Below are 21,653 nucleotides of genomic sequence, written 5' to 3'. Positions count from 1 at the left end.
GAAGTCACAGCAATCTCTATGGCGGCAGGTCTGCCGAATGGCATCACGCATGTCGAGCTGAATGCAGTTGACGGTGTCAGCGGCGCGATCGAAGCTAACAATGCGAAATATCAGGCGGCGATTCAGGCACGTACTGGCGAGGAGCTGGATACCTCTGAAGAAATCGCAGCGCTGGTAGCTAGTGTGAACAGCGTGCCCGTGTATACCGGTCTGACTGAGCTTCTGATCAGTAATGAAAGCACTGCGACTTTTGGTCTGAGTGCCACAGACGCTACCGGTGACAACACGGTGTTTGCTCTGCAGGCCGGTAATCCTGACTGGGTCAGTCTGACGTTACTGGATAATGTGCAGACGCTCAGCTTTGCGCCAGCAACTAACGTGACGGGTGTATTTCCAGTTGCGCTGACGTTGAGTGACGATTTTGCCAATACCCTACCTGTGGCCCTGTCGGTCACGGTTAACACGCCTTCGCAGGCTGTGATTCTCGGTGATGCGGTTGTCGGTGAAGTACTGAGCATGTCTGTGTCTGATGTAAACGGTACTTCGGGAGCGTCCTATACGTACAGCTGGCTCAGTGGTGTTGATGCCGTGAGTTCGACGGCGGGTTATGAACTGACCGCAGGCGACGTTGGTAAGGTCATCTCTGTGTCTGTGTTCTTCACTGACGATCTGGGTGTTCTTGAGATGGCCACGGCCACATCAAGCGCCGTAATCACCCGCGAAGAGAACGCCGCCAATACCATTGAGAATAGCGTTGGCGACGCGCTGGCACAGGTTCCAACACTGGAAGATTATCAGCTGGTGGGCGTCGACAGTATTTCTGATGAGGTACTGACACGCATTCTGCCAATTCTCAATCGTGCGGTTGCCAATCAGGTATCGGGTGAGAGCGTTGATACGGTAGAAAAAATCGAAGCCCTGATCGACGTGATCATGGAAGGTCAGGACGACGATAACGACGGCCTGCCAAATCTGTTCGAAGGCGACGACGGTGTTGATACGGACCGTGATGGCATCGCTGACCGCAATGATGTCGATGCTGACAGCGACGGTATCCGCGACAATCTGGAGTACGGCCGCCTGTTGGCTTCTCTGCCTGACGATGACGCCGACGGTATCAGTGATCTCTTCGATGCTTATGACCACCGCTATGACTGGACTAACGGCCCAGACGACAACAACGATGGTGTGAACGACGACCTCGATACGCCAGCCGAGCTGATCGCTTATTATCAGGCCCGTGTTGTAACACCTGTCGCGCCAGGTTCTGTCGCTGCTGCGGCATCGAAAGGTTATAGCTATAACCTGGTGGATGTAGATGAGGATGGCCTGATCAACTCACTGGACATGGATTCTGATAACGACGGTGTCTCTGATCTGGTCGAGGCCGGCCATAGCGACAGCAACGAAGATGGTTTGTTGGATAACCTTTCGGATCTGATTTCTGACCTTGCGTTGCTGCCGGATACAGATACCGATGGCGAGCCAGATTTCTTCGAACTGTTCAGTAATGGTGTGGATCGCGATCTGATTCTCGCTGGCATCCGTGCTGCACTGGATCTTGATGAAGATGGTCGTCTCGATAGCACCACCGACGTCGATCGTGACGGCCTGATGGATGTGATTGATAACGCCATTGGTGCCTTTGGTTCACTGCGCGACTTTGATGGTGACGGTATACCGAACCACCTGGATGACGACGACGATGGCGATGGAATCCCTGATCGTGAAGAAAACAGTCAGTTTGATTTCTTCACAGGTGAAGATGCCGACGCTGACGGTATCGACGACGGTGTGGACGCTGAAGTAAACGGTACTGTTTTCGGCACCGACACCAATAACAACGGTGTACGTGACGATAGAGAACTCAGTGACCTCGACGGTGACGGTATTGCTGACTTCCTCGATGATGATGCTGACAATGATGGTATCCGCGATGATATCGACAGCGAAATTGCACTGCCGGTAGCAGAAGAGCCTGACCAGGCGCCGGATGCTGATCTCGACAGTGATGGCGATGGTATTCCGGACCGCCTGGATGTGTCTAACAATCCGGGAACCGATGTCGAGGCTGGCACGGGTGGCTCGATGAGCCAGGGTTTCTGGTGGTTGATGGTCGCGATCCTGGCGTTTACTGCCCGTGCTCGTCGTCAGGCAGTGGCTGTGTTACTGGCGCTGGCTGCGGTTGCACCGGCCCATGCTGAACAATTCAGTGTCGGAGGCGGGGTTGGTTTTACCCGCTTCTCACCGGATCTGAATATTGAGCCGACCGAAGAAGATTACATCGATGCCTCAGCCTTCATTAATGCGGCCTGGCATATCTCGCCAGAGTGGAGTGCACTGGTTCAGTACACCAATCTTGGCGAAGCCAGCGTAAATACGGCAGCGATCAGCTATTCGGCCTGGTCGGTGTTTGGTCAGTATCGTCCGGCCTGGGCGATGGGCAATAGCTGGGGGTCGGTTGTTCGCTTAGGAAGCAGTCAGATTGATGCTGAAGGTGAGCGTGGACTGAATGTAGAAAGTAACAGCGAATGGCTATTTTCGTACGCTCTGGGTGCGGATTACCAGGTATCGGCGGATGAGCGTATTGAACTGATGCTGACTCGCTTCTCGGGCGATGCTCAGACTGTGAGTGCCGGGTATCGCATACTGTTCTGATCGAGTTTGAGTACGTATTAAAAAGCCTCTCTGGTCACACCAGCGAGGCTTTTTTGTGGACGCTCAGAAACCTGGGTTAACTCAGCGTTCCTGAAGCTTCTGGATCTTCTTCTGACCATTCCAGACTTCGCGATTGCTTTCCATATTGATCAGCTTCATGTCCACCTGATAGAAAGTTACGCGTTTTTTACCCGCCTCATCAACGATGCTGTTGATTGAACCTGACAGCGCAAAGTCAGCTGCATCTTCCTGGCCCATTTCTTTCGCGTTGCTTGAATTCAGCTCCTGATCACGGCGCTCGTCACGGACGGCGTCACGCTCTTCGCCAGCAACAACGAAGTCGGCTTTGCCAGAACGGAGGAGGGCACGCTTAATGTCGTTAACGAAGGTATCAACGGCAATATGTTCGTGCGACTTGTTCGCGATGCGCTGGATGATAATGGTCGGGCGCTCGTTGTTTTCCAGCTCGAAGTCAGACACCCAAGGGAACGACAGCATATCGTTGATCATCTCGGTCGCGACCAGCTCCGAGTCTTTGTTGTTCCACTGATCTGACAAGGCGATTTCTTCTGCGGGATCAACGCGACTCACCTTAGTGGCGCAGCCTGCGGTAAGTACAGCGGCTCCGACCATGGTCAGGGCAGCGAATCGGGCAATAGGGTTTAACATAATTTCATTCCTTCGTTGGCAGTCTTCGGGTCGGTTTATCGGTTTTTGGAGCTGAGTCTGTCGCCGGAGTTCCGTCTTGAGGGGTTGTCTCCGGCGTCGTTTCATTCTGTTTTGGCAATGCCTTACGAGCTTGGTTGGCACCTGTGGTCCGCACCGTCCAGAGCTGAATGTCACCAGGCTTCAGAGACACCTGTTTCTGGGTCTGCTGCCGGTTATTATCAGTCAGGTGAGAATCAAGAGTCAGTGTGTGGTCGCCTGGCTCAAGAAACAAGCGTCTGATCTGTATTTCGCCGGGCAGGAGTAGCCAGCTTCGGGTTTCGGCGGCGTCTGAGAGCTGAGCTGCGAGCTTTCCTGCAAAGGCCAGAATGCCCGTAGAATCTTGTGAGCCAATCGCTGCTGCGGTGATGGCTTTTACTGCGGCGCGTGACAGAGCGGCTCTTATTTCCGGGCCTGCGTTTTTCATTTGTTCCTGAATAGCCATCAGCTGTGGACTAGCAGCCGGATCCAGAGCCCAGGTCTGTTGATCAATGGTCAGCAGGCTTTGTCCGTAATCGAGAGGGCGGCCGTAATAAGGAACAGCCACCCTGAGAGAACTGCCGATAGCATTCGTCAGCCCCATGCTTTCGGCAGTGTCATACAGGGGGCCAAGAAAGATGGTCTTGGTGAAGAAATCGACCCGGAAGTTACGGGTGGCGTTGAGATAGTCGGCGACCAGGCCGTAGAACATTTTGTCGGCATAAAGCAGGTAGAACCAATTGATCTCTTCTTGCGAGTATTCAAAAAAGTACGGCTGCAGCTCCAGAGCCCGAAGGTTCGGGTTGATCGAGAGCTGAAGGTTCAGCTCTTTTTTCTCAGGGACACGACCCTTGTGTTCAATAACCAGCAGTTGGCTTTTATCCGCTACGCTGTCCAGCAACGTACGTTGCGTTTCTGAGAGTTTGCCTTTCGTCACCTGCGCCGTTTCGTTATCTGAGAACCCACTTCTACGCATCATTCTGGCGACATCAAACCAGGCTTGCTGAGCCATGCCATTGCCCAGTTGAAACTGTTCTGAATAGCCGGATTCATAGCTTTCAGCGGCTTTCAGGTAACTGATACGGGCGTTGTCGTATTCTTCGTTCATTTCGAAGCTAACGCCGGTCAGGTAGTGCGCCAGTGCATCATCTCGGTAGGTCAGGTCGTCGGTATCGACCAGATTTCCGACGAGCACAGAAAACACGTCCATTACCTTGGAAAAGGTACGCTCTTCTTTGTCTTTGTACTGGTTGTATGAGCCCTCATTGTTGCGCAGGGCTTGTAAGCGGAGCAGTAGGCGGCGGGACTCAATGCGCGCGCCTTCAACGGCATCAAGGCGAGCATTACCGGGAGGCAACTCCCCGGCAATCGCAAGATAGTTCAGGGCCTTGTAGTAATAGATCATCATTTCTTCATGAGTGTTACCCGCATAATCAGCGTTGCGCGGGTTACTCATCATGACCATAAGGCTGTCGCGAAGCTGCTTCTTCTTAAGGGCTTCACTAATGCGGGCGGCGTCTTCAAGCAGGCGGTTGCTCTCGGCGTAGTTACCCTCAAGGTGGCGGACAACGCCCAGCTCAAGATTATAAAGAAGGCGATCTTTGCCATCGGCAGACAAGGACGATTGAATCTGTGTCGCCGCCTTAGCGTAATCACCTTCTTCAACAGCCGTCAGTGCCTGCTGGACACCGCTTCCATACGTTGCGCAGCCAGCCAGCTGGACCAATACCAGAGCTGAAAGCAGGATTAACAGTCGCCAGGCTATCAAAACAGTTCTCCTTCATCGACACTCAGGAGTGTAACCTACCCGCGCCAAGCTGCCACCCGTATTGGACGCATTTGTTCGGGACAGCACATAATGGCTCTGTTAATTTATAGCCAGCACACAACAGAGAGATAAGGTCGATGCCGAATTCTGAGTCTAGCCCCAAGATAACAACCAAAGCACCTGTTGTTCTGGTCGCCGGCACTTATTGTTATCCCGAAGTCTGGGATGATATGAAACAAGCGTTTGAGGAACGTGGCTATGAAGTGCATGCGCCGCCTCTGCGTCATCATGACTTGCCACTGTTGGAAGGTGCGCTGGCCATGAAAGACAACAGCCTGCTGGACTATCGTGATGATTTCATCGAGCTGATTAAGGGGCTGGATCAGCCACCTATTATTGTTGGCTGGTCAATGGGCGGCCTGATCGCGCAGTTAATCGCTCAGGAAGTCGATCATGCAGGGCTTATGCTGCTTTCACCCGCCCCCGCGGCTGGAATTTTTGCTGCTTACCCTTCAATGCTGCGTACGTTTCAACATCACTTTTCGCGCTGGGGCTTCTGGCGTAAACCCCTGATGCCAGAATGGGAGAGTTTTGTCTGGAGTACGGGTCACCTGCAGGATGAACAGTTGATGCGCGATGCTTTTGTGCAGCTGAGAGCTGAATCTGGTAAAGCGTACTTTGAAATGGCAATGTGGTTTCTTGATAAAAAACGCGCCAGTAAAGTGTATCCAGAACGTATAAAAACACCTGTGCTCGTCATCTCTGGCACCGATGACAGAATCGTTCGTACTCCGATCGGTAAGACCACTGCACTGCGTTTTGAGCACGGAAAATTTGTTGAATTGTACAAACAGGATCATATGTTGGTGACCGGCACAGGCTTACCGAGAGTGATGCCCGAATTTGATCGCTGGGCACAGGATAATAACCTCTGACCACCAACCGTGACTGAATCAAAATAGATCGAGAGATGACAAGAATTAACAAAACACGCGCGATTGCTGTAGGCATTGCGGTGGCTACGGCTCCCTCGGCGCAGGCGCTGGATTTTTATGGCGAGATAAATATGTCGCGCCAGTAAATTACCGAAGATGGCGAATCTTTTGCGAACATCCGTTCCAATGGTTCAGCGATAGGAGCAACAGAGCAACGTGAATTAAACCACGGCGTATCGGCCGAATTCCTGCTTGAATACGAGATCATGCCTGATCAGCCTGTCGCTTCGTCTGGCGGGAACAGCGAACAGGACCCACTGACCCTGAGCGCAGGGTACGTAGGCCTGATGGGCAGAGCCGGGAAACTCAAAATCGGTTACTTCGCGACGCCCCTTAACATTCTGGGCGAAGGTGTGGATTACTTCACCGACCTGCGCGGTGACAAAGCCCGTTATATCAGCACCGGCGATGTCGATATCAGTAATGCGTTTATGTACACCTCACCGCAGTGGCATGGCCTGACGGCGCGTATCAGTCATGTCAGCTACGAGACCGGCAGTGATGATACTGAAGAAGCCGAAGAGGGCCGTAGCGACGGGGCTTCGATGTCGCTTTCCTACGAGCAGGGCGATCTGTTTGCTGGTGTCGCCTATGACACCGAAGTCGAGGGTGACGACATTGATCTTGTTCGCCTTGTGCTTCGTTACCCTCTTGGCCCGGTAGCGCTGGGTGCACTGTGGGAGCATCGTGATGTGTTGGCAGAAACTGACGCAACCACCGGCTGGCTGGCGTCTGCTGAAGTTACCGTCAATACAGAGCTGGCTGTGCAACTGCAATATGGTGCTTCTGATAACGTTGCTGAAAACAGCACCAGTGCGAGCCTGGGGGCAACCTATGACCTGGGTAATGACGTGAGCCTGTACGTCTTCGCTACAGATAATGAGTCCGACGAAATCGACGATGAGTCAGAAGTCGGGGTGGGCATAAGCTACGTATTCTGAACGATCCGCTGACTCTTTCAAAACTGCATAAAAAAAGGGCATTGCGGCGTCCTGCCTCAATGCCCGTTTTACGTTAGGGTGTTGTTGTGATCTGTGCTTTATGACATCAGTCTAGCCCGAAAAATCCTGAACGCTAATCACGACTTTAGTAAAGTGTGATGCGGTCTTTAACTTCACTGATCGTTGGTATTATCTAAGCCCATAATCTTCAGCGGTTTTACGTCGTCATCCAGCAGTGCTTTGCCATCCATCGGTGTCACCCTGGTTGTCAGTTCGGTAGCGAGGGTATTTGCCTGCGAATCTTCCTGTGCCTGTTCTTTGCTGGTCTGGCTGTAGCCACAGCTGATGCACTCGCGGACTTCGTCGCCGTCGTCGTTGGTGTACATCACGGTGCGGTCCATTTCTGAACACTTGGGGCAGACCGCGCCGGCGATAAAGCGGCGCGGGCGGGTCGGTTTGAATCCCGCGTTATCTGAATCCGTCATGCGGCATCCTCAATCTCGATCCCGCAATGGCGCAGCAGCGGTTCGACCGATGGCTTACGGCCGCGGAAGGCTTCAAACAGTTCTGCGGCTTCACGCGAACCGCCCTGCGAGAGAATCTCTTTGAGGAAGCTCTCGCCCGTCGTCTTGTTGAATATGCCTTCTTCTTCAAAGCGTGAATAGGCGTCAGCACTCAGGACTTCGGCCCATTTATAGCTGTAGTAGCCTGCCGCATAGCCGCCCGCGAAAATGTGAGTAAAGCCATGCTGGAAACGGTTAAATTCGACGGTCGGAACGACGGTCACTTTTTCGCGGACTTCGCCAAGAATCTGCTCAGCGGTGACCGGGTTGCTGTCGCTGTATTCGCGGTGCAGGCGGAAGTCGAACAGAGCAAATTCGATCTGGCGCATGGTTCCCATGGCACTCTGAAAGTTCTTTGCGGCGAGCAGTTTATCCAGCAGTTCCTGTGGTAGCGGCTCGCCGGTCTGGTAGTGGCCAGAGAGGAAGGCCAAGGCCTCCGGCTCGTAGCACCAGTTTTCCATAAACTGACTTGGGAGCTCGACTGCATCCCAGGCGACACCATTGATACCACTCACGGCGCTGACATCGATCTCGGTCATCATGTGGTGCAGGCCATGACCAAACTCGTGGAACAGGGTGGTCATTTCATCGTGGGTCAGCAGCGCTGGGGTGTCGCCCACGGCGGGGCTGAAGTTACAGACCAGATAGGCGACGGGCAGCTGCACACCGTCTTTCGTGGAGCGACGCACGCGACAGTCGTCCATCCAGGCGCCGCCGCGTTTTTTCGAGCGGGCGTAAAGATCCAGATAGAAAGCGGCGATTTGTTTGCCGTCTTTCGTTACATGGAAGAAGCGCGCATCCGGGTGGTAAGTATCGAATTCGTTCTGCTCTTCAAACTCAACGCCATATAAACGCGAGACCACTTCGAACATGCCTTTGATGACGGTATCGACCGGCAGGTAAGGACGAATGTCCTCTTGCGATATGCTGTAGCGTGCCTGACGCAGCTTCTCTGAAGCGAAGGTCACGTCCCACGGCTTCAGATCGGTGAGGCCCAGTTCATCGGCGGCGTAGGCGCTCAGCTCGGCGAATTCACGCTCGGCCTGTGGCTTGGCTTTGGCGGCCAGATCGTTGAGGAAGTCGATCACTTCCTGGCCGGATTCTGCCATCTTGGTGGCGACAGAATATTCGGCGTAATTGTCAAAGCCGAGCAGGGTGGCCAGCTCATAGCGCAGCGCCAGAATGTCTTTCATGTTCTGGCTGTTGTCGAACTCGCCCGCATTCGGGCCAACGTCGGAGGCTCGGGTGACGAACGCGGTGTACAGCTCTTCGCGCAGTTCACGATTCGTGCAGTAGCTCATGATCGGCATGTACGACGGGAAGTCGAGGGTGATCACGTAGCCGTCGAGGTCACGCTGTTGAGCTTGCTGTGCGAGCAGGCCGAGACCTGATTCCGGCACGCCGTCCAGTTCACTCACGTCGGTGATGTGTTTGGTCCAGGCGGCGGTGGCGTCGAGCACGTTTTCACTGAACTTGCTGGTCAGCGCTGACAGCTTTTGTTGAATTTCGGCGTAGCGCACTTTCTTGTCGGCGGGCAGATCAATGCCGGATAAGCGGAAATCGCGCAGAGCGTTGTTGATGGCTGTCTTCTGCGGGCTGCTCAGCTTGTCGAATTCCGGGCTGTTCTTCAGCGCGTCATAGGCTTTAAACAGGTCTTCATTCTGGCCGAATTCCGTCCAGTACTGGCTCAGCAGCGGCAGACAGGCGTTGTAGGCTTCGCGGAGATCATCGCTGTTGAGCACGCCATTGAGGTGGCCGACCGGCGACCAGGCCTTGCTCAGTTCGTCGTGCCATTCGTCCATCGGTTCGATCAGCGTTTCCCAGGTCGGCGTTGCCTCACCACTGGCGAACTGACCCAGTAACTCGCTGATGCGTGTCCGATTGGTGTTCAGGTGCTCTTCGACGGCGGGCAGCACATGCTCTGCGTCAATCGATGAAAACGGTGGCAGAGGATGAGGCTGAAGCAGCGGGTTCGACATAAACAGAAGGCTCCGTGAGCGAGAAAAGTTTCGTTAACGATGCTTTAAGTATTGGGGTTCAGGGCGCAAATTCAAGTATCTTGAGTTTCCGTATCTGGGGTTATTGCTCCATCTCTATAGGATCGAAGATTGATGTGTCGTGGAGTGCTAAGCTTAGCTAACAATAGCCAACGTAATCCCGAATCAATTACCCGCTGAGAATGAGGCCCTGAATGATCCGTCGTCCGAATATCCGTGCTTTCGAAAAAACCGCCCCTAAGCTGGGGGAGTTTGTGTTCGTTGACCGGACCGCTGTCATCATTGGTGATGTGCGCATGGGCGAAGATTGCTCAGTCTGGCCTTTTGCCGTCATTCGCGGCGATATGCATCATATTCGTATTGGCTCGCGAGTGTCAGTTCAGGATGGTGCTGTGTTGCACATTACTCACGCGTCTGATTACAACCCAGGTGGGTTCCCGCTGATCATCGGTGATGATGTCACTATCGGGCATCAGGCCATGCTACATGGCTGCACGATAGGAGATCGGGTTCTGGTCGGTATGAAGTCCATGATCATGGATGGTGCTGTTGTTGAGAGTGAAGTCATTATTGGCGCGGGCGCTATGGTGCCGCCCGGCAAGAAGCTCGAAAGTGGTTTTGTCTATATGGGCTCCCCGGCAAAAAAGGCGAGACCAATTACCGAGAAAGAGCGGAAGTACTTCACCTACACCGCCGAGAACTACGTCAAGTTGAAGGATAAGCACATGGCGGAAGGCTTCGATTATTGACCGACCATCGTCACCTTTGTGAAATCAATAAAGTTCCCTTGGTTTGCTCGTAAATCAGTAAAAATCCAGCTCTGATGAATAATATTGAGTCCGAGTAAGTCTCGTGGCTATTTTGTGTCGCTAAATGTCTTCGGTGGGGCTGTCATTTGGCGCTCCTCCTTGGGTCACTTGGAGACATTTATTTTTTCAAGGCTCAAGTTGTCTTGAACCTGTCTTTTATGTCATGGCAATACCCGACAAACGCAATGAATCAGAAATGAAAATGGCGCATATTCTTATCTGCCGTGCGGAAGTACCCCGCGGTATTGGGTGCAAACTCTAAATAACAGATAAGGAAAATCTTATGAAACTCCCTCTTTTAAAGGGGCGTCCGCTTGCTCTTGCTGCGTCTGCTCTGCTCTCCATTGCTGTAAATCAGGCTTCTGCTTACGACCTGCAGACTGGCAATGCGCCAGTTGAATTGGTGATTTCTAAAGTAGCACCAGCAATTTTCCAGGATATTTCAGCGACTGCAGGTGATGCGACTCTGGTTCTGCGTGTTACCGCTCAGGTTACGAACGCCTGGTACGACGCGTCTGCGCCATACCACCCAACGGCGGTAGGTGTGTATTCACGTATTCCTAACCGTCCAGCGTCTGAGAGCGTAGACAACGAGAACATTAACATCGCGACTCTGTACGCCTCTTATCAGGTCCTGAAAGTTCTGCTACCACAGCGTACTGCAGAGTGGCGTGGAATGCTGGTTGAAGCAGGCCTGGACCCGGATGACACCAGTACTGACCTGACTACCCCGGTCGGTATCGGTAACGTTGCTGGTGCAGCAGTCGCAGAAGGTCGTCTGAATGACGGTATGAACCAGGCTGGTTGGATCAATGAAGATGTGCACCCACAGCCGTATGCCGACTACACAGGCTATGAGCCAAAGAACACTGCGTATGATCTGAAGCGTCCTTCAAAGTGGCAGCCAGACGTTCAACGTAAAGGCGTTGGGCTCTACAAAGTTCAACAGTTCGTTACACCTCAGTACGCGAACGTTGAGCCATACTCTTACGATGATCCGGAGCGCTTCAGTGTGCCTTGGCCTGCGAACAGCTTCGCGCCGTTCAAGCATCTGTACAAGCAACAGGCTGATGAAGTTCTGGTTGCGTCTGCGAACCTGACCGAAGAGCAGAAGCTGAAAGCAGAACTGTTTGATAACAAGATTTTCTCACTGGGTTTCTCTGCAGTGTTCGCCGCTCAGTCGCGTGGACTGTCTCTTCTTGAGTTTATCCAGCTGGACTTCCTGACTAACATGGCAGCGTTCGACGCCGGTATTTTCGTATGGCAGGAAAAAGCTGAGTACGACGGCGTTCGTCCATTCTCTGCGATTCAGCACATTTACGGCGATCAACCCGTTGAAGCTTGGGGCGGTCCGGGTGAAGGCACTGTAATGCTGCCTGCGAACCAGTGGCGCGCTTACATGGAAGAAGCGGATCACCCTGAGTATCCATCAGCCTCTTCTTGTTTCTGTGCGGCGCACTCTCAGTCAGCGCGTGCTTTCCTGGGCGACGACATGTTGGGCTTCCCGGTTGAGTATCCTGCGGGTTCTTCACGCATCGAGCCTGGTCTGACGCCAGCAGCGGATACTACTCTCGTGTTCAACACCTGGAGTGAGTTCGAGCAGGATTGTGGCCAGAGCCGTGTGTGGGCAGGTGTGCACTTCCAGGCAGCTGTTGATGAGTCTCTGGCTCTTTGCGGTGACTTCGGTGACATGGCACACGACTATATGCAATCTCTGATCGACGGTACTGCTCCAGCGCGTGGTCCAAGCCAGCCGCTGCGTGACCCAGCGACTTACAGCAACAATAAGTGGTGGTAAGCCGCTGAGTTGCTAGTTGCTTATTTTGAGTTGCTTAATAAGCAATAGAAAACGGGGCCAATGGCCCCGTTTTTTACATGTGGGTGATTATGAACAAATCATCCAGTGAAGTTCTTAGCGCCAGTGTTTCCAGCCCGAGAGATAGTATTGAAGAATTTCGGGAGAATCGAGTGTGTTTTCTTTTACCGAGAGGCGGCCTATATCCTTTGGAAATACCTGAGCAAGAGGAATAAGTTCGTCAGTGAGAAAGCGCGTTGAAATGTCTTCAGGGATGCCGTCCAGCACGATAGGTGACTGGCTTGCCATTAGAAATCCCCACTCTCCGAATGAAGGAACCGACACGTGATAGGGGAGCACATTCTCGAAGCCTGAGCTAAGGAGAGTCTTCTCGATACTCCAGAAAGCTTCTCTTGCAAAATAGGGGCTGGTAGCCTGAGTGACGAACCGTCCCTTATTTGCCAAAGCAGACTGCAATAGCCAATAGAACTCGCGGCTGTAAAGTCGAGCTAGCGCGGTATTATTGGGGTCTGGAAGATCGACAATAATAAGATCAAACTTCTTGTCGAGCTTATTAGCAAAGACGAAGGCGTCTTCATTAACTATGGAAACTCTCGGGTCCAGAAGTGATGCCTTGTTCTGAGTGACAATAAGGGGGTTCTCTTTGCCAAGAGTAGTGATTGCAGGATCAAGATCCACGAGTGTAATAGATTTAAGGTGAGGGTATTTGAGCAATTCACGGGCTCCGAGGCCATCACCTCCGCCGAGCATCAGAACATGCTCGCAGCGACAGCCTGACATGGGAATGTGAATCAAAGCTTCATGATAGCGGTGCTCATCCACAGACGAGAACTGCAGGTTACCGTTTAAAAATAACCTCAGATCATCTCTTCGCTTGGTAACCACAATTTGCTGATAAGGGGTCTCATGAGCGTATGCGACCCTGTCTTCATACATATGTGTCGTCCAGCTACTCATGATTGTTTTTGCATATATTATTGTCAGCAGAAGGATGCTGAAGGCTAGGATGTTATATGTGAGCAGAATTTTTTTACGATGAACTTTGAGCGCATCTGAAAAAATATAGAGTACAGCAAAGCCTATCGACATATTGATGAGACCGAACGTGAGTGAGCTTCGGAATACACCGAGAAAAGGCAGTAACAGGAACGGAAATAATAAAGTCGCGATTAGAGCGCCGAAATAATCGACTGAGAGAATGTTTGAGATATTGTCTTTGAGGGAATAATGCTTGCTCATCAGTCGACTCAAGAAAGGAATCTCCATGCCTATTAGCAAACCAATCAAAGACGTCAATGCAAGAACTGAAAGTTGAAATATATCTAAAAAAGCAAACGAAAAGTATAGAAGCGGCACGCTTAGGCCACCGATCAGTCCCAGTAAGATTTCGATAAAAATAAACGTATGTAGCAGATTTTCATCAGGGATCAGGCGAGAAAGAAATGATCCGATACCCATGGCCGCCATATAAAATCCTATAACTAAGGAAAATTGACGAATGCTATCGCCAATAAAGTAGGCACCAGTTGTGGCAATCAGGAGCTCATAAATGATGGAGCATAGCCCGGCTATAAAGGTGGCAAATATCAGAACACGAATATATCTGCGTTCGTGTTCTGAAGGCTTTGGAAGATTACTTTCCGCCACTGTATCCACCGCCGGTGTTGCCTGGTCCGCTTACGCTGCCTGAACGGACACTGGGGCCGGTATAGACAGAAGGGCCGCCCCAGTACCAGAAAGAGGGACCGCGGTGATATCCAGCGTATCCCGTGTATCCCCAGCCACTAGTGCTCATTCGTAGAAGCATTAAAAACATAGCAGTTAAGCCAATAATCAGAAGAACGGAAAGGAGAGCCGACCCGGATTGACGTAAGCGAAATTTACTGAACATCATTTGAAATTACTCATATTTTCTCGAACCCAAAATAGAAAAGCAGCGATGATAATGGCTACAATTCCGGCTAATAAAAAAGGAAGGGAACTGCCTATTTTCTTTTTGGCAACAACAGTAAGAGTTCGCTTGGTTTGAGTTGGCGTACTTCCCTGAACTTCGATATTGAAGAAATATTTCCCAGGTTCCTTGAACGTTATATCCATATCGTAGTTTGTTTTAGACTCCTGCCAGTGTCCGTCAGCATCCCAGCCTGATTCATGCCAGAGTTCATCACCGAACCCGAACAGGTATTCACCCTTCTCGTTTTCTACATCGACGTCGATAGAGGTCCACGTGCCTAAGGGGACAGACTTGCGGAAGCTGATGTTTACAACCTCATTAGCCTTTTGGGTTTCTATTGGGCCAAATACAACACTTGGCGGTGTCGTCGTCTGCTCTAACGGTTTGCCTGTCTTAAATGCCATGATCAATGCAGAGAATAGGCAAATAACACCAAAAGCTATGATGATGACTATATTCCTTATCATGTTACTTATTCCTTCGTTCTTAAAGTGCTGCACTGAGTACAATGGAGAAGCAGATCACCATGATTGCTTCAAGAATGCCGGCACCAAGATTCTTATCTGATGACAAGGCTTTGCTGAGGTCATACTGTGGGATAAGAATTTTATCCATAAAAATCCGGAAAACAGGTAGAATCACGAATGCACCAATGGAATAGAAAGCGAATTTTTCTAGGTTTACTTCCCAGGATATAAATGCACCTGAAGCACCATTCATAAGCAGTACACCGAGTGCAATAAGAGTACCGCCAAACGCAACCCCTACAGCGCGGTTGTCGTTTTCAATTTCATCGTGAATTCTGTATGGAGTGATAAAGTCGTAAATTCGGGTGAATATAACCAATGCGATCTGGCTGAGTGCAAAGAATGCAATTGCTGTATCAATACCTCCACCCTGGCCATGAATTGCCCCCGCAACAACCAGACCTGAAGCTATGTAAGATCCGAATAACACTGCGCCGGTGCCATCGTTCTTATCGCGGATGAGCTCTTCGCGATTATTGAACTGAGAAAGAATCAGTTTATCGTTGATCAGACGAGAGATTAAAAGAAGAAAGACACCTAATACTGAATAAAGGGTGACATTGATCATGTCTGTCACATAGCCTTGAGTTGGACCCGTTAAAGCTCCTATATATACAATAGTTAATCCCGTCAAAAAGCCTGCGTAAGCAATAGAGACAGCAGAATTCTGATTCTCTGATACTTCTTTATAAATGCTGTACCTGATTATCAGAGAAAACAGGTACTTCCCGCCAGTGAAAATTACCAAATATAATACGAGATAGCTGACTGGTATCATCAGCGAAGGCAGTATTGCCTCTATATGTTCCATTTTCTGGTGTCCTTCAGATAGAGTTTAAACAGGTTTTCAATGCGTCCGGGCAAGGTATATCGTTGTCCCTGGCCATAATGAGAATGGCTTGAGCATCGACTTTTTCATTTTGTTTAGGGCAATTGATTACTTCACCTGCCTGGTCGATATACCCCATCGCGATACCAAGACCGTTGCTCGCCAATGAACAGACGATATTACTCCATTCGCTGGTTTGTACAGCAGCATCGTATCTGTGAATTGATGAGCCGAAGTAACCGAAAAGATCCTGAAGTACTTGCTCAGTCCCGGGTGCAGCCAGCGCCCGCGCAAGGAGTTCCGGATATGCTCTGACTGGGCGAAGTACTGCGTTCGCGCCAAGTCTTTGAAACCGACTAACGTTTGTATCAAGTACGGCCTCCGCGACAATAAGGCGCTGTTGTTCAGCTGCTGGCAATTGATCCAGAAGATCCAGCGTTACGCTGTCTGACGATGACTCACTTTCATCACGGGCAATGAAGACGATATGGCTGGCTTTTGCAGCGGCTACATCGTCGAAAAACTCCCCACGGGTGGTGTCTGCAGATTTCAGAACAACCCCCTGGTCTGAAAGGGTACGGGGGAGTCCGTCTTTATATTGCGCAGTCACTAGTAAGATAGGCTTATCTGTCAGCGCAGGAGTATCCCTGAATTGGCTGATCAGTCTTTCCAGGTAGATCTGTGAATTTCTTACCGGGGCGTTGATGATAACAATATGGTTTTCCATATAACTCCAGTTCCATTGGCCTTTGATGATCCGGTCTTTCCGGTCTGAGCGGTAGTCAATATATTCACTGGCCAGTTGCGCCAGCATCCAGATGCCTAACAGATAGATCAGGATGACGGTTGCTATACGCCCTTCATCTGTTTCAGCGGACATATCTCCATAACCGACGGTTGTCACTGTCGTCAGGGTTAGCCAAATACTGTCTTTCAGAGAGATGCCTTCCAGCCAACATATCATCGCGGTATGTAGGCAGAGCACTCCGGTTAACTGAAGCAGCAGTACAGCGATTTTTCGTCTCGCGCTGCGCTGAGATAAGCGGGATAATTTATGCAGTGACTGTTTGTTTCGTCGCTGGAAAAAATACAACAACAGACTTACTCCGTGTCTGGTTAGGCTCCGGGCCAGTATTCGGCTATATCGCTGAAAGGGCGTACGATTCCAACACAGGCTTCGTACTCATTGCCTTCCCAGACTTCGATTTCGAATGAGTGTTTTTCATCAGCAGAGTAGAACTCGTAGTAGCTTAGTGCTTCACAGCTGGATGGACTGTCTAAGCCGCGAAGATCGCATTCAGTGTAGGTTGCGTTGGCACCGGATACTCGATTTTCGTATTCCGTAGCTGTCCAGTCAGAAATCGGTCTACTAACCGTAAATGTATCAGAGGCGCCGTCTCTCGTCAGGGCCTTCATTGCTTTCCAGCCAATAAAGTCTTCTACTTGTTTGCGCTTGAGTTTGCGCGAAACTACGATCTCTTCCTGACCGTCAAAATCTTCAACAGAGAGAAACAAACGGGTGCCGTCTTCTCCTCTGATAGCGTATTCAGGGACCCCGGGGCCACTGTAGAAGTATGTCGCGACCTTATCCACTTTGAACGTTTTTCCTCGAAGCTCAACAGGTAGCGAGTAATCTTCGTCAAAGCGAAACATGTCACCTTGCCTTAGGTCTAATGGGCTTTCGAGAGTTCTGGGGGATGGTTGGTCTTTATAAGAGCGAAATATGGAGCGGAGCGCTTTCAACATGGGTTGTTCCCTAACTATGTTGCAGGTGCCGGATTCTATCATTATTCGATAAATCTGGAGAACGATTAGTCATTATCTGATTCAGATTCTTCTTTGTTTGCGAACCTGATCAGCCGCAGAGCGGCCTCTTCTTTTATTCTTAAACGATCATGTTCATCGATTCCCCAAAGTCTAGCGAGAACTTCGAAGTCATGGTCGTTTAGTGAAAGAGTAAGCCTTGGTCTCACCGGACGAATACGGTACTCAAGACCAAGGGCTTTGCGGATAAAATCCGATGGGGACATATGCTCTTCCAGTGCTTGTCGTTTGATGGCCATCTGTGTCTCGACACCAAGGTCAAAGGCCACTTGTATCGACGCGACCGCAGCCTTTTCTTTGTCCCATCTGGATTTTTTACTCATGTTATTTACTTCGCGCGAATACGTTCCAGTACAGATTCTGCAGAGGAACTACTACTGTCACTGAGACCAGCTGCTTTTATCTTTGCTGCAAGATCATTCCCGGCTTCTGCCTGGAGAACTGCAGAAGCTGCGGCTTTGTCTGAACGCTCCTGCTGGCGTTTTTTAATGCGCTCTAAGGATTCCCTTGCGTTGCTCATGCTGGAGTTGTTGGACGACATGCTATCAGTTACCGACATAGTGGCTTTCTGAACGCTCTCCGTTGTTTTCACCATGAGTAGCTGACGATCATTCTCGGCGATGGTACCTTCGGCTTGATTGATTTGGGCCTTCAGTGTCGTAATATGCTGAGTAAACGACTCCAAGATAGCTTCTTTGGATGACTTCTCTCCCTCCAATTCGACAATCTTCTGAGCAATTTCGATCGCCAGAGCTTCGTCTCCTTTCTCCATAGCCTGAGAAGCATAGTCTTCGTGCTCTGTAATCTTCTGAGATAGAGTGCTAATTTCACGCTTGGTCTGCATCTCTTTTGCCATCACCTCGGTCAGATTCTCACGTGCCTTTCCTAAGCTGTTTCGGGCATCTGTAATTTCCTGCTCAAGTATGCGGATGGCATTGGCGTCCACAATTGCTTCGCCAACTTCGCGGGCGCCACCACGAACAGCGGTAAAGATTTTCTTCAGAATGCTCATAGAGACTCTCCTTTGATTGGTATCAGGCCAGGTATGGTTCAGCCGCTTCAAGTGCTTCGGCAGAGTTTTCGCCTAGTGTCACGATTTCCTGCATTATGTCGTCGAAGCTTGATTGCAAAGATAGTGCCCCGAACAAGACGTACTGTTCACCAACTTTCGCAAAAGCGGAAAGTGGGATAGATACGTTTAGTTGCAGACAGAGCTCGTTAAACTCGTTAACCGTTTCTGACTTGAGTTCGTCAGTGCGGAATAGATATGAAATGCAAAGCAATTGCGTATCTGTTGCAGTGATGTAAATCGGAATCTCCTCCTGGTCGCTTAATGTGACCTGAAGAACGCCGCTCTCTCCTGGCATTGGTAGGCAGTCAAAACTACGGCCTTCCCATTTGGCATCAGACAGTTTGATTGCCAAGTCTCTCACTTGAAGCATGTTTTCTCCTTTTTAAAATGCCCAAGGACATATTATGTCAGGCTAGACGTCTAGACATAATATGTCAATGAATGATTTTAGAGTGTAGCGTGATGAAAAGCTGGATGCGATGCCATAAGCTCTGCATGTGCTCCGGTTGATCTTTGTGTTGCTTATCTACCCAAAGTTAACATCGAATTCGCCTCCGCGGAGCAGTATCTAAAGTATCTCTTATTAGATTCGGTGGCTGTCGCGGTCGCGCTATCACATGGCACACGACTATATGCAATCTCTGATCGACGGTACTGCTCCAGCGCGTGGTCCAAGCCAGCCGCTGCGTGACCCAGCGACTTACAGCAATAATAAGTGGTGGTAAGCCGCTGAGTTGCTAGTTGCTTATTTTGAGTTGCTTAATAAGCAATAGAAAACGGGGCCAATGGCCCCGTTTATTTTGAAGTGTGCAGGTGAATAAGTGTTGGGTCTGGCACTACGCATTGTGCGCCAGCGGCTTGCCGTTCGGTAAAGTTTCTTGACATGTGTCTATAAAAAACAGATCTTACTGGCGTTTGTATAAATGCTGACCAGTACAGCGGGTTCAGCATCCATCATAAAAAAAAAATAAAAATACGTTTCCGGGGCAATCTCTGATGCACAACCAACGCAATGTTAATGCGGCGCTTGAATGGTCGATGGCGCTGCCTGCCTTTCTGATTTTAGTTTTCGTTATTCTGCTGAACACCAGCCATACGGTGCATGGTCAGCTTCTGCAACTGGGTGAGTCGGTATGGGAAGGGTATTTCCAGCTGCGTCAGGACCCGGTTGAGCCTACCTGCGACCCGCAGATGGACATTGATGCTGAGGTTCAAAAGCGCATAGAGGCTGCGCCACCGGCGGATGAGTTTGATCTGTTCGCTGCTCCACCACCTGACCCAGAGGTACTTCGCCAGTCTCTGACAGCATCCAAGGCGAGTTGTCAGCTGAAACATCAGAACTATGCAGAGAACATGGATCAGATTACGACGGGCGTTGAGGTATTCCGCTCAATTGAACTGGCGGTCTCTCAGCTGGGTGAAATTGGTCTGTCCACGGAACGTATTCTGCTGGCGGTACTGGTACTGATTTGTGGCGGTACCGCGTTGTTCCGGCGTCACCATATTGCGCTGAAGCCCATGGAAACCGTAATGGACTACCGCGTTGCAGCGGTGGCTCAGGGCATTGCGTTTGCGGTTCTGTTTGATTCGGTCTGGAACTTCAAAAATATCGCCTTCTCTGCCGGCGTTGATGTGCCGACAGAGCACGCCGTTCTGCACTGGATGTGGATTGCGGGCTTTGCGGCTCCGATATTTATCTCTATTTATCAGTTTTTTGTGATTCCGGAGGATGCCAAGCCCGGGGGCAGCTTCCTCCGTGCTCAGTTGTCGGTGCCTCTGTATGCGAGTATGGCGATCGGTACGGGCCTCTATTTCATTCTCAGCGGTCACCCAGCGGGTGTTGCGATTCACCTCAATCAGATGATGGAAATGTCGCAGCTGTTCCTGAACGTCGGTCTGTACGTGTGGATCGGTATGCTGCTGAAGCGAACCGATATGGCACAGAAGGTGTTCAACATATTCCGGCCTTTCAATCTTGCGCCAGAGATCTTTGCGGTCGTTCTCGTCATACTCGCGGCACTGCCTACGGCTTACACCGGCGGCTCGGGTATTTTCGTCATTGCGGTAGGTGGTCTGATTTATCTGGAGCTGCGCCGCGCCGGCACGCGTCGACAGTTAGCGCTGGCAGCGACTGCCATGTCTGGTTCGCTGGGTGTGGTACTGCGTCCATGCCTGCTGGTGGTCATTGTTGCGGCGCTCAACAAAGAAGTGACCACAGACCAGCTGTTTGGTTGGGGGGTAAAAGTCTTCTTGCTGACGACGACTCTGTTTGCCCTCTATGCTTTGCTCACCCGCAAGGGCGAGTCGAGTAAAGCGAATTTCAGTAATGATGCCTGGTCGCAGTTCTTCACTTCCCTGCGTCCGTTGATTCCGTACGTCATTATTATTGCCGTTGTCCTGGCCATCTATGCGTTGCTATTGGATGCGTATCTCGATGAGTTTTCTGCACCAATCATCCTTCCTGTGCTGCTGCTGGCGATTATTGCTTATGAGCGCATTGCTCAGGAAAAAGGCCTTCTTCAGCGTGAAAATATGAACGCTGATTATGTTGAAGAGCGTCTGGCAAATTCGTTTGCTGATCTGAAGCACGGCCGCGACAGCATGGAAAAAACGCTGCGCGAGTCGACTACTGAAGCGATTGTGCACATCGGTGCGCTGCTGATGCTGATGGGCATGTCGATGAGCCTCGGTGGCGTGGTCGAGCGCGCTGAGTTGATGTCCTACATTCCAGTCGACTTCAATTCTGTATGGCTGGCGATGGCGGTACTGGTATCGATTCTGGTCGTCATCGGCATGATCATGGACCCATACGGCGCGGTCGTGCTGGTGAGTGTGTCTATCGCAGGCATCGCCTATCAGGCGGGTATTGATCCGGTACACTTCTGGATGGTAACGCTGGTGGCCTTTGAACTTGGTTATCTGAGTCCGCCAGTAGCACTCAACCACCTGTTAACACGTCAGGTGGTTGGCGAAGAAGAAGTCCGGTTATCGAAAGAAGAAGTGATAGGAGAGAACTTCTGGTATCGCCATGAGAAAATTCTTCTGCCGCTGGTGACGATGGCGACTGCACTGATGATCGTTGCCTTTATACCGCTGGCGATCGGGTATTCCTGAGAATACCGTCCCTCAACTGTTTTTAGGTAGTTGAGGTATCAGATACAGAAAACGGGGCCATTGGCCCCGTTTTTTTTGTTGCTGTGTTTACCGATTCAGCTG

17 protein-coding genes and 1 pseudogene are annotated in these 21,653 nt (G+C 50.8%); 6 read left to right on the top strand and 12 right to left on the bottom strand.

Annotation, left to right across the window (positions count from 1 at the left end; genetic code table 11):
• A pseudogene (locus tag B2R29_RS16180) lies at positions 1 to 2,658 on the top strand (outer membrane beta-barrel protein); the annotation flags it as partial.
• 81 nt (positions 2,659 to 2,739) lie between these two features.
• Here B2R29_RS16180 and B2R29_RS16175 read toward each other — a convergent pair.
• Positions 2,740 to 3,327 carry a penicillin-binding protein activator LpoB gene (locus B2R29_RS16175; protein ID WP_301182008.1) on the bottom strand — a complete coding sequence of 196 codons (588 nt, stop codon included), beginning with the start codon at positions 3,325 to 3,327 and terminating at the stop codon, positions 2,740 to 2,742.
• A 4-nt stretch (positions 3,328 to 3,331) separates the two neighbouring features.
• Positions 3,332 to 5,110, bottom strand: a complete 1,779-nt coding sequence (locus B2R29_RS16170) for a hypothetical protein (RefSeq protein WP_301182007.1) — start codon at positions 5,108 to 5,110, stop codon at positions 3,332 to 3,334.
• A 137-nt stretch (positions 5,111 to 5,247) separates the two neighbouring features.
• Here B2R29_RS16170 and B2R29_RS16165 point away from each other — a divergent pair, with 137 nt between their 5' ends.
• Both B2R29_RS16165 and B2R29_RS16160 read left to right on the top strand, forming a co-directional pair.
• Positions 5,248 to 6,045 carry an alpha/beta hydrolase gene (locus B2R29_RS16165; protein WP_301182006.1) on the top strand — a complete coding sequence of 266 codons (798 nt, stop codon included), beginning with the start codon at positions 5,248 to 5,250 and terminating at the stop codon, positions 6,043 to 6,045.
• A gap of 146 nt (positions 6,046 to 6,191) precedes the next feature.
• Positions 6,192 to 7,046 carry a porin gene (locus B2R29_RS16160; RefSeq protein ID WP_301182130.1) on the top strand — a complete coding sequence of 285 codons (855 nt, stop codon included), beginning with the start codon at positions 6,192 to 6,194 and terminating at the stop codon, positions 7,044 to 7,046.
• A gap of 173 nt (positions 7,047 to 7,219) precedes the next feature.
• Here B2R29_RS16160 and B2R29_RS16155 read toward each other — a convergent pair whose 3' ends face one another.
• Together B2R29_RS16155 and prlC are read right to left on the bottom strand one after the other, a co-directional pair.
• Positions 7,220 to 7,531, bottom strand: a complete 312-nt coding sequence (locus tag B2R29_RS16155) for a YheV family putative zinc ribbon protein (protein ID WP_301182005.1) — start codon at positions 7,529 to 7,531, stop codon at positions 7,220 to 7,222.
• Positions 7,528 to 9,588: an oligopeptidase A gene (gene prlC, locus B2R29_RS16150; RefSeq protein ID WP_301182004.1), complete on the bottom strand. Its 2,061-nt coding sequence runs from the start codon at positions 9,586 to 9,588 to the stop codon at positions 7,528 to 7,530. The genes B2R29_RS16155 and prlC overlap by 4 nt, the downstream gene beginning before the upstream one ends.
• Positions 9,589 to 9,800: 212 nt before the next feature.
• Between prlC and B2R29_RS16145 the strand changes: the two genes are divergently transcribed.
• A complete protein-coding gene (locus B2R29_RS16145) occupies positions 9,801 to 10,355 on the top strand; it encodes a gamma carbonic anhydrase family protein (RefSeq protein WP_301182003.1) in 555 nt (184 codons plus the stop codon).
• A gap of 343 nt (positions 10,356 to 10,698) precedes the next feature.
• Positions 10,699 to 12,213 carry a vanadium-dependent haloperoxidase gene (locus B2R29_RS16140; protein WP_301182002.1) on the top strand — a complete coding sequence of 505 codons (1,515 nt, stop codon included), beginning with the start codon at positions 10,699 to 10,701 and terminating at the stop codon, positions 12,211 to 12,213.
• Positions 12,214 to 12,327: 114 nt separating this feature from the next.
• On the opposite strand, the gene B2R29_RS16135 is transcribed toward B2R29_RS16140, so the two are convergent.
• From B2R29_RS16135 to B2R29_RS16100, 8 genes are all read right to left on the bottom strand, one after another.
• The gene (locus B2R29_RS16135) at positions 12,328 to 13,878 is read right to left on the bottom strand and encodes a polyamine aminopropyltransferase (protein ID WP_301182001.1); all 1,551 of its coding nucleotides are present in this window, start codon (positions 13,876 to 13,878) and stop codon (positions 12,328 to 12,330) included.
• 243 nt (positions 13,879 to 14,121) lie between these two features.
• Positions 14,122 to 14,652, bottom strand: a complete 531-nt coding sequence (locus B2R29_RS16130; protein ID WP_301182000.1) for a hypothetical protein — start codon at positions 14,650 to 14,652, stop codon at positions 14,122 to 14,124.
• Between the two features lie 19 nt (positions 14,653 to 14,671).
• Positions 14,672 to 15,523, bottom strand: a complete 852-nt coding sequence (locus tag B2R29_RS16125; protein ID WP_287027327.1) for a DUF350 domain-containing protein — start codon at positions 15,521 to 15,523, stop codon at positions 14,672 to 14,674.
• Positions 15,524 to 15,536: 13 nt separating this feature from the next.
• Positions 15,537 to 16,526, bottom strand: a complete 990-nt coding sequence (locus B2R29_RS16120) for an ion channel (protein WP_301182129.1) — start codon at positions 16,524 to 16,526, stop codon at positions 15,537 to 15,539.
• 131 nt (positions 16,527 to 16,657) lie between these two features.
• Positions 16,658 to 17,194, bottom strand: a complete 537-nt coding sequence (locus B2R29_RS16115; RefSeq protein WP_287027323.1) for a DUF4178 domain-containing protein — start codon at positions 17,192 to 17,194, stop codon at positions 16,658 to 16,660.
• Between the two features lie 158 nt (positions 17,195 to 17,352).
• Positions 17,353 to 17,688 carry a hypothetical protein gene (locus tag B2R29_RS16110; RefSeq protein ID WP_301181999.1) on the bottom strand — a complete coding sequence of 112 codons (336 nt, stop codon included), beginning with the start codon at positions 17,686 to 17,688 and terminating at the stop codon, positions 17,353 to 17,355.
• A gap of 5 nt (positions 17,689 to 17,693) precedes the next feature.
• Positions 17,694 to 18,377, bottom strand: coding sequence for a PspA/IM30 family protein (locus tag B2R29_RS16105; protein WP_287027320.1), 684 nt, complete (start codon positions 18,375 to 18,377; stop codon positions 17,694 to 17,696).
• Between the two features lie 22 nt (positions 18,378 to 18,399).
• Complete coding sequence (locus B2R29_RS16100; protein ID WP_287027318.1) at positions 18,400 to 18,807, bottom strand: YjfI family protein; 408 nt, start codon at positions 18,805 to 18,807, stop codon at positions 18,400 to 18,402.
• A 626-nt stretch (positions 18,808 to 19,433) separates the two neighbouring features.
• Here B2R29_RS16100 and B2R29_RS16095 point away from each other — a divergent pair.
• Positions 19,434 to 21,551: a TRAP transporter large permease subunit gene (locus B2R29_RS16095; RefSeq protein ID WP_301181998.1), complete on the top strand. Its 2,118-nt coding sequence runs from the start codon at positions 19,434 to 19,436 to the stop codon at positions 21,549 to 21,551.
• Positions 21,552 to 21,653: the final 102 nt, after the last annotated feature.

It is taken from the genome of Thalassolituus sp. UBA3500 (genome assembly GCF_002377545.1).
GTDB lineage: Bacteria > Pseudomonadota > Gammaproteobacteria > Pseudomonadales > Oceanobacteraceae > Thalassolituus.
The sequence above is the reverse complement of the archived record's forward strand: the minus strand, read 5'-3'. Positions and strand labels throughout refer to the sequence as shown.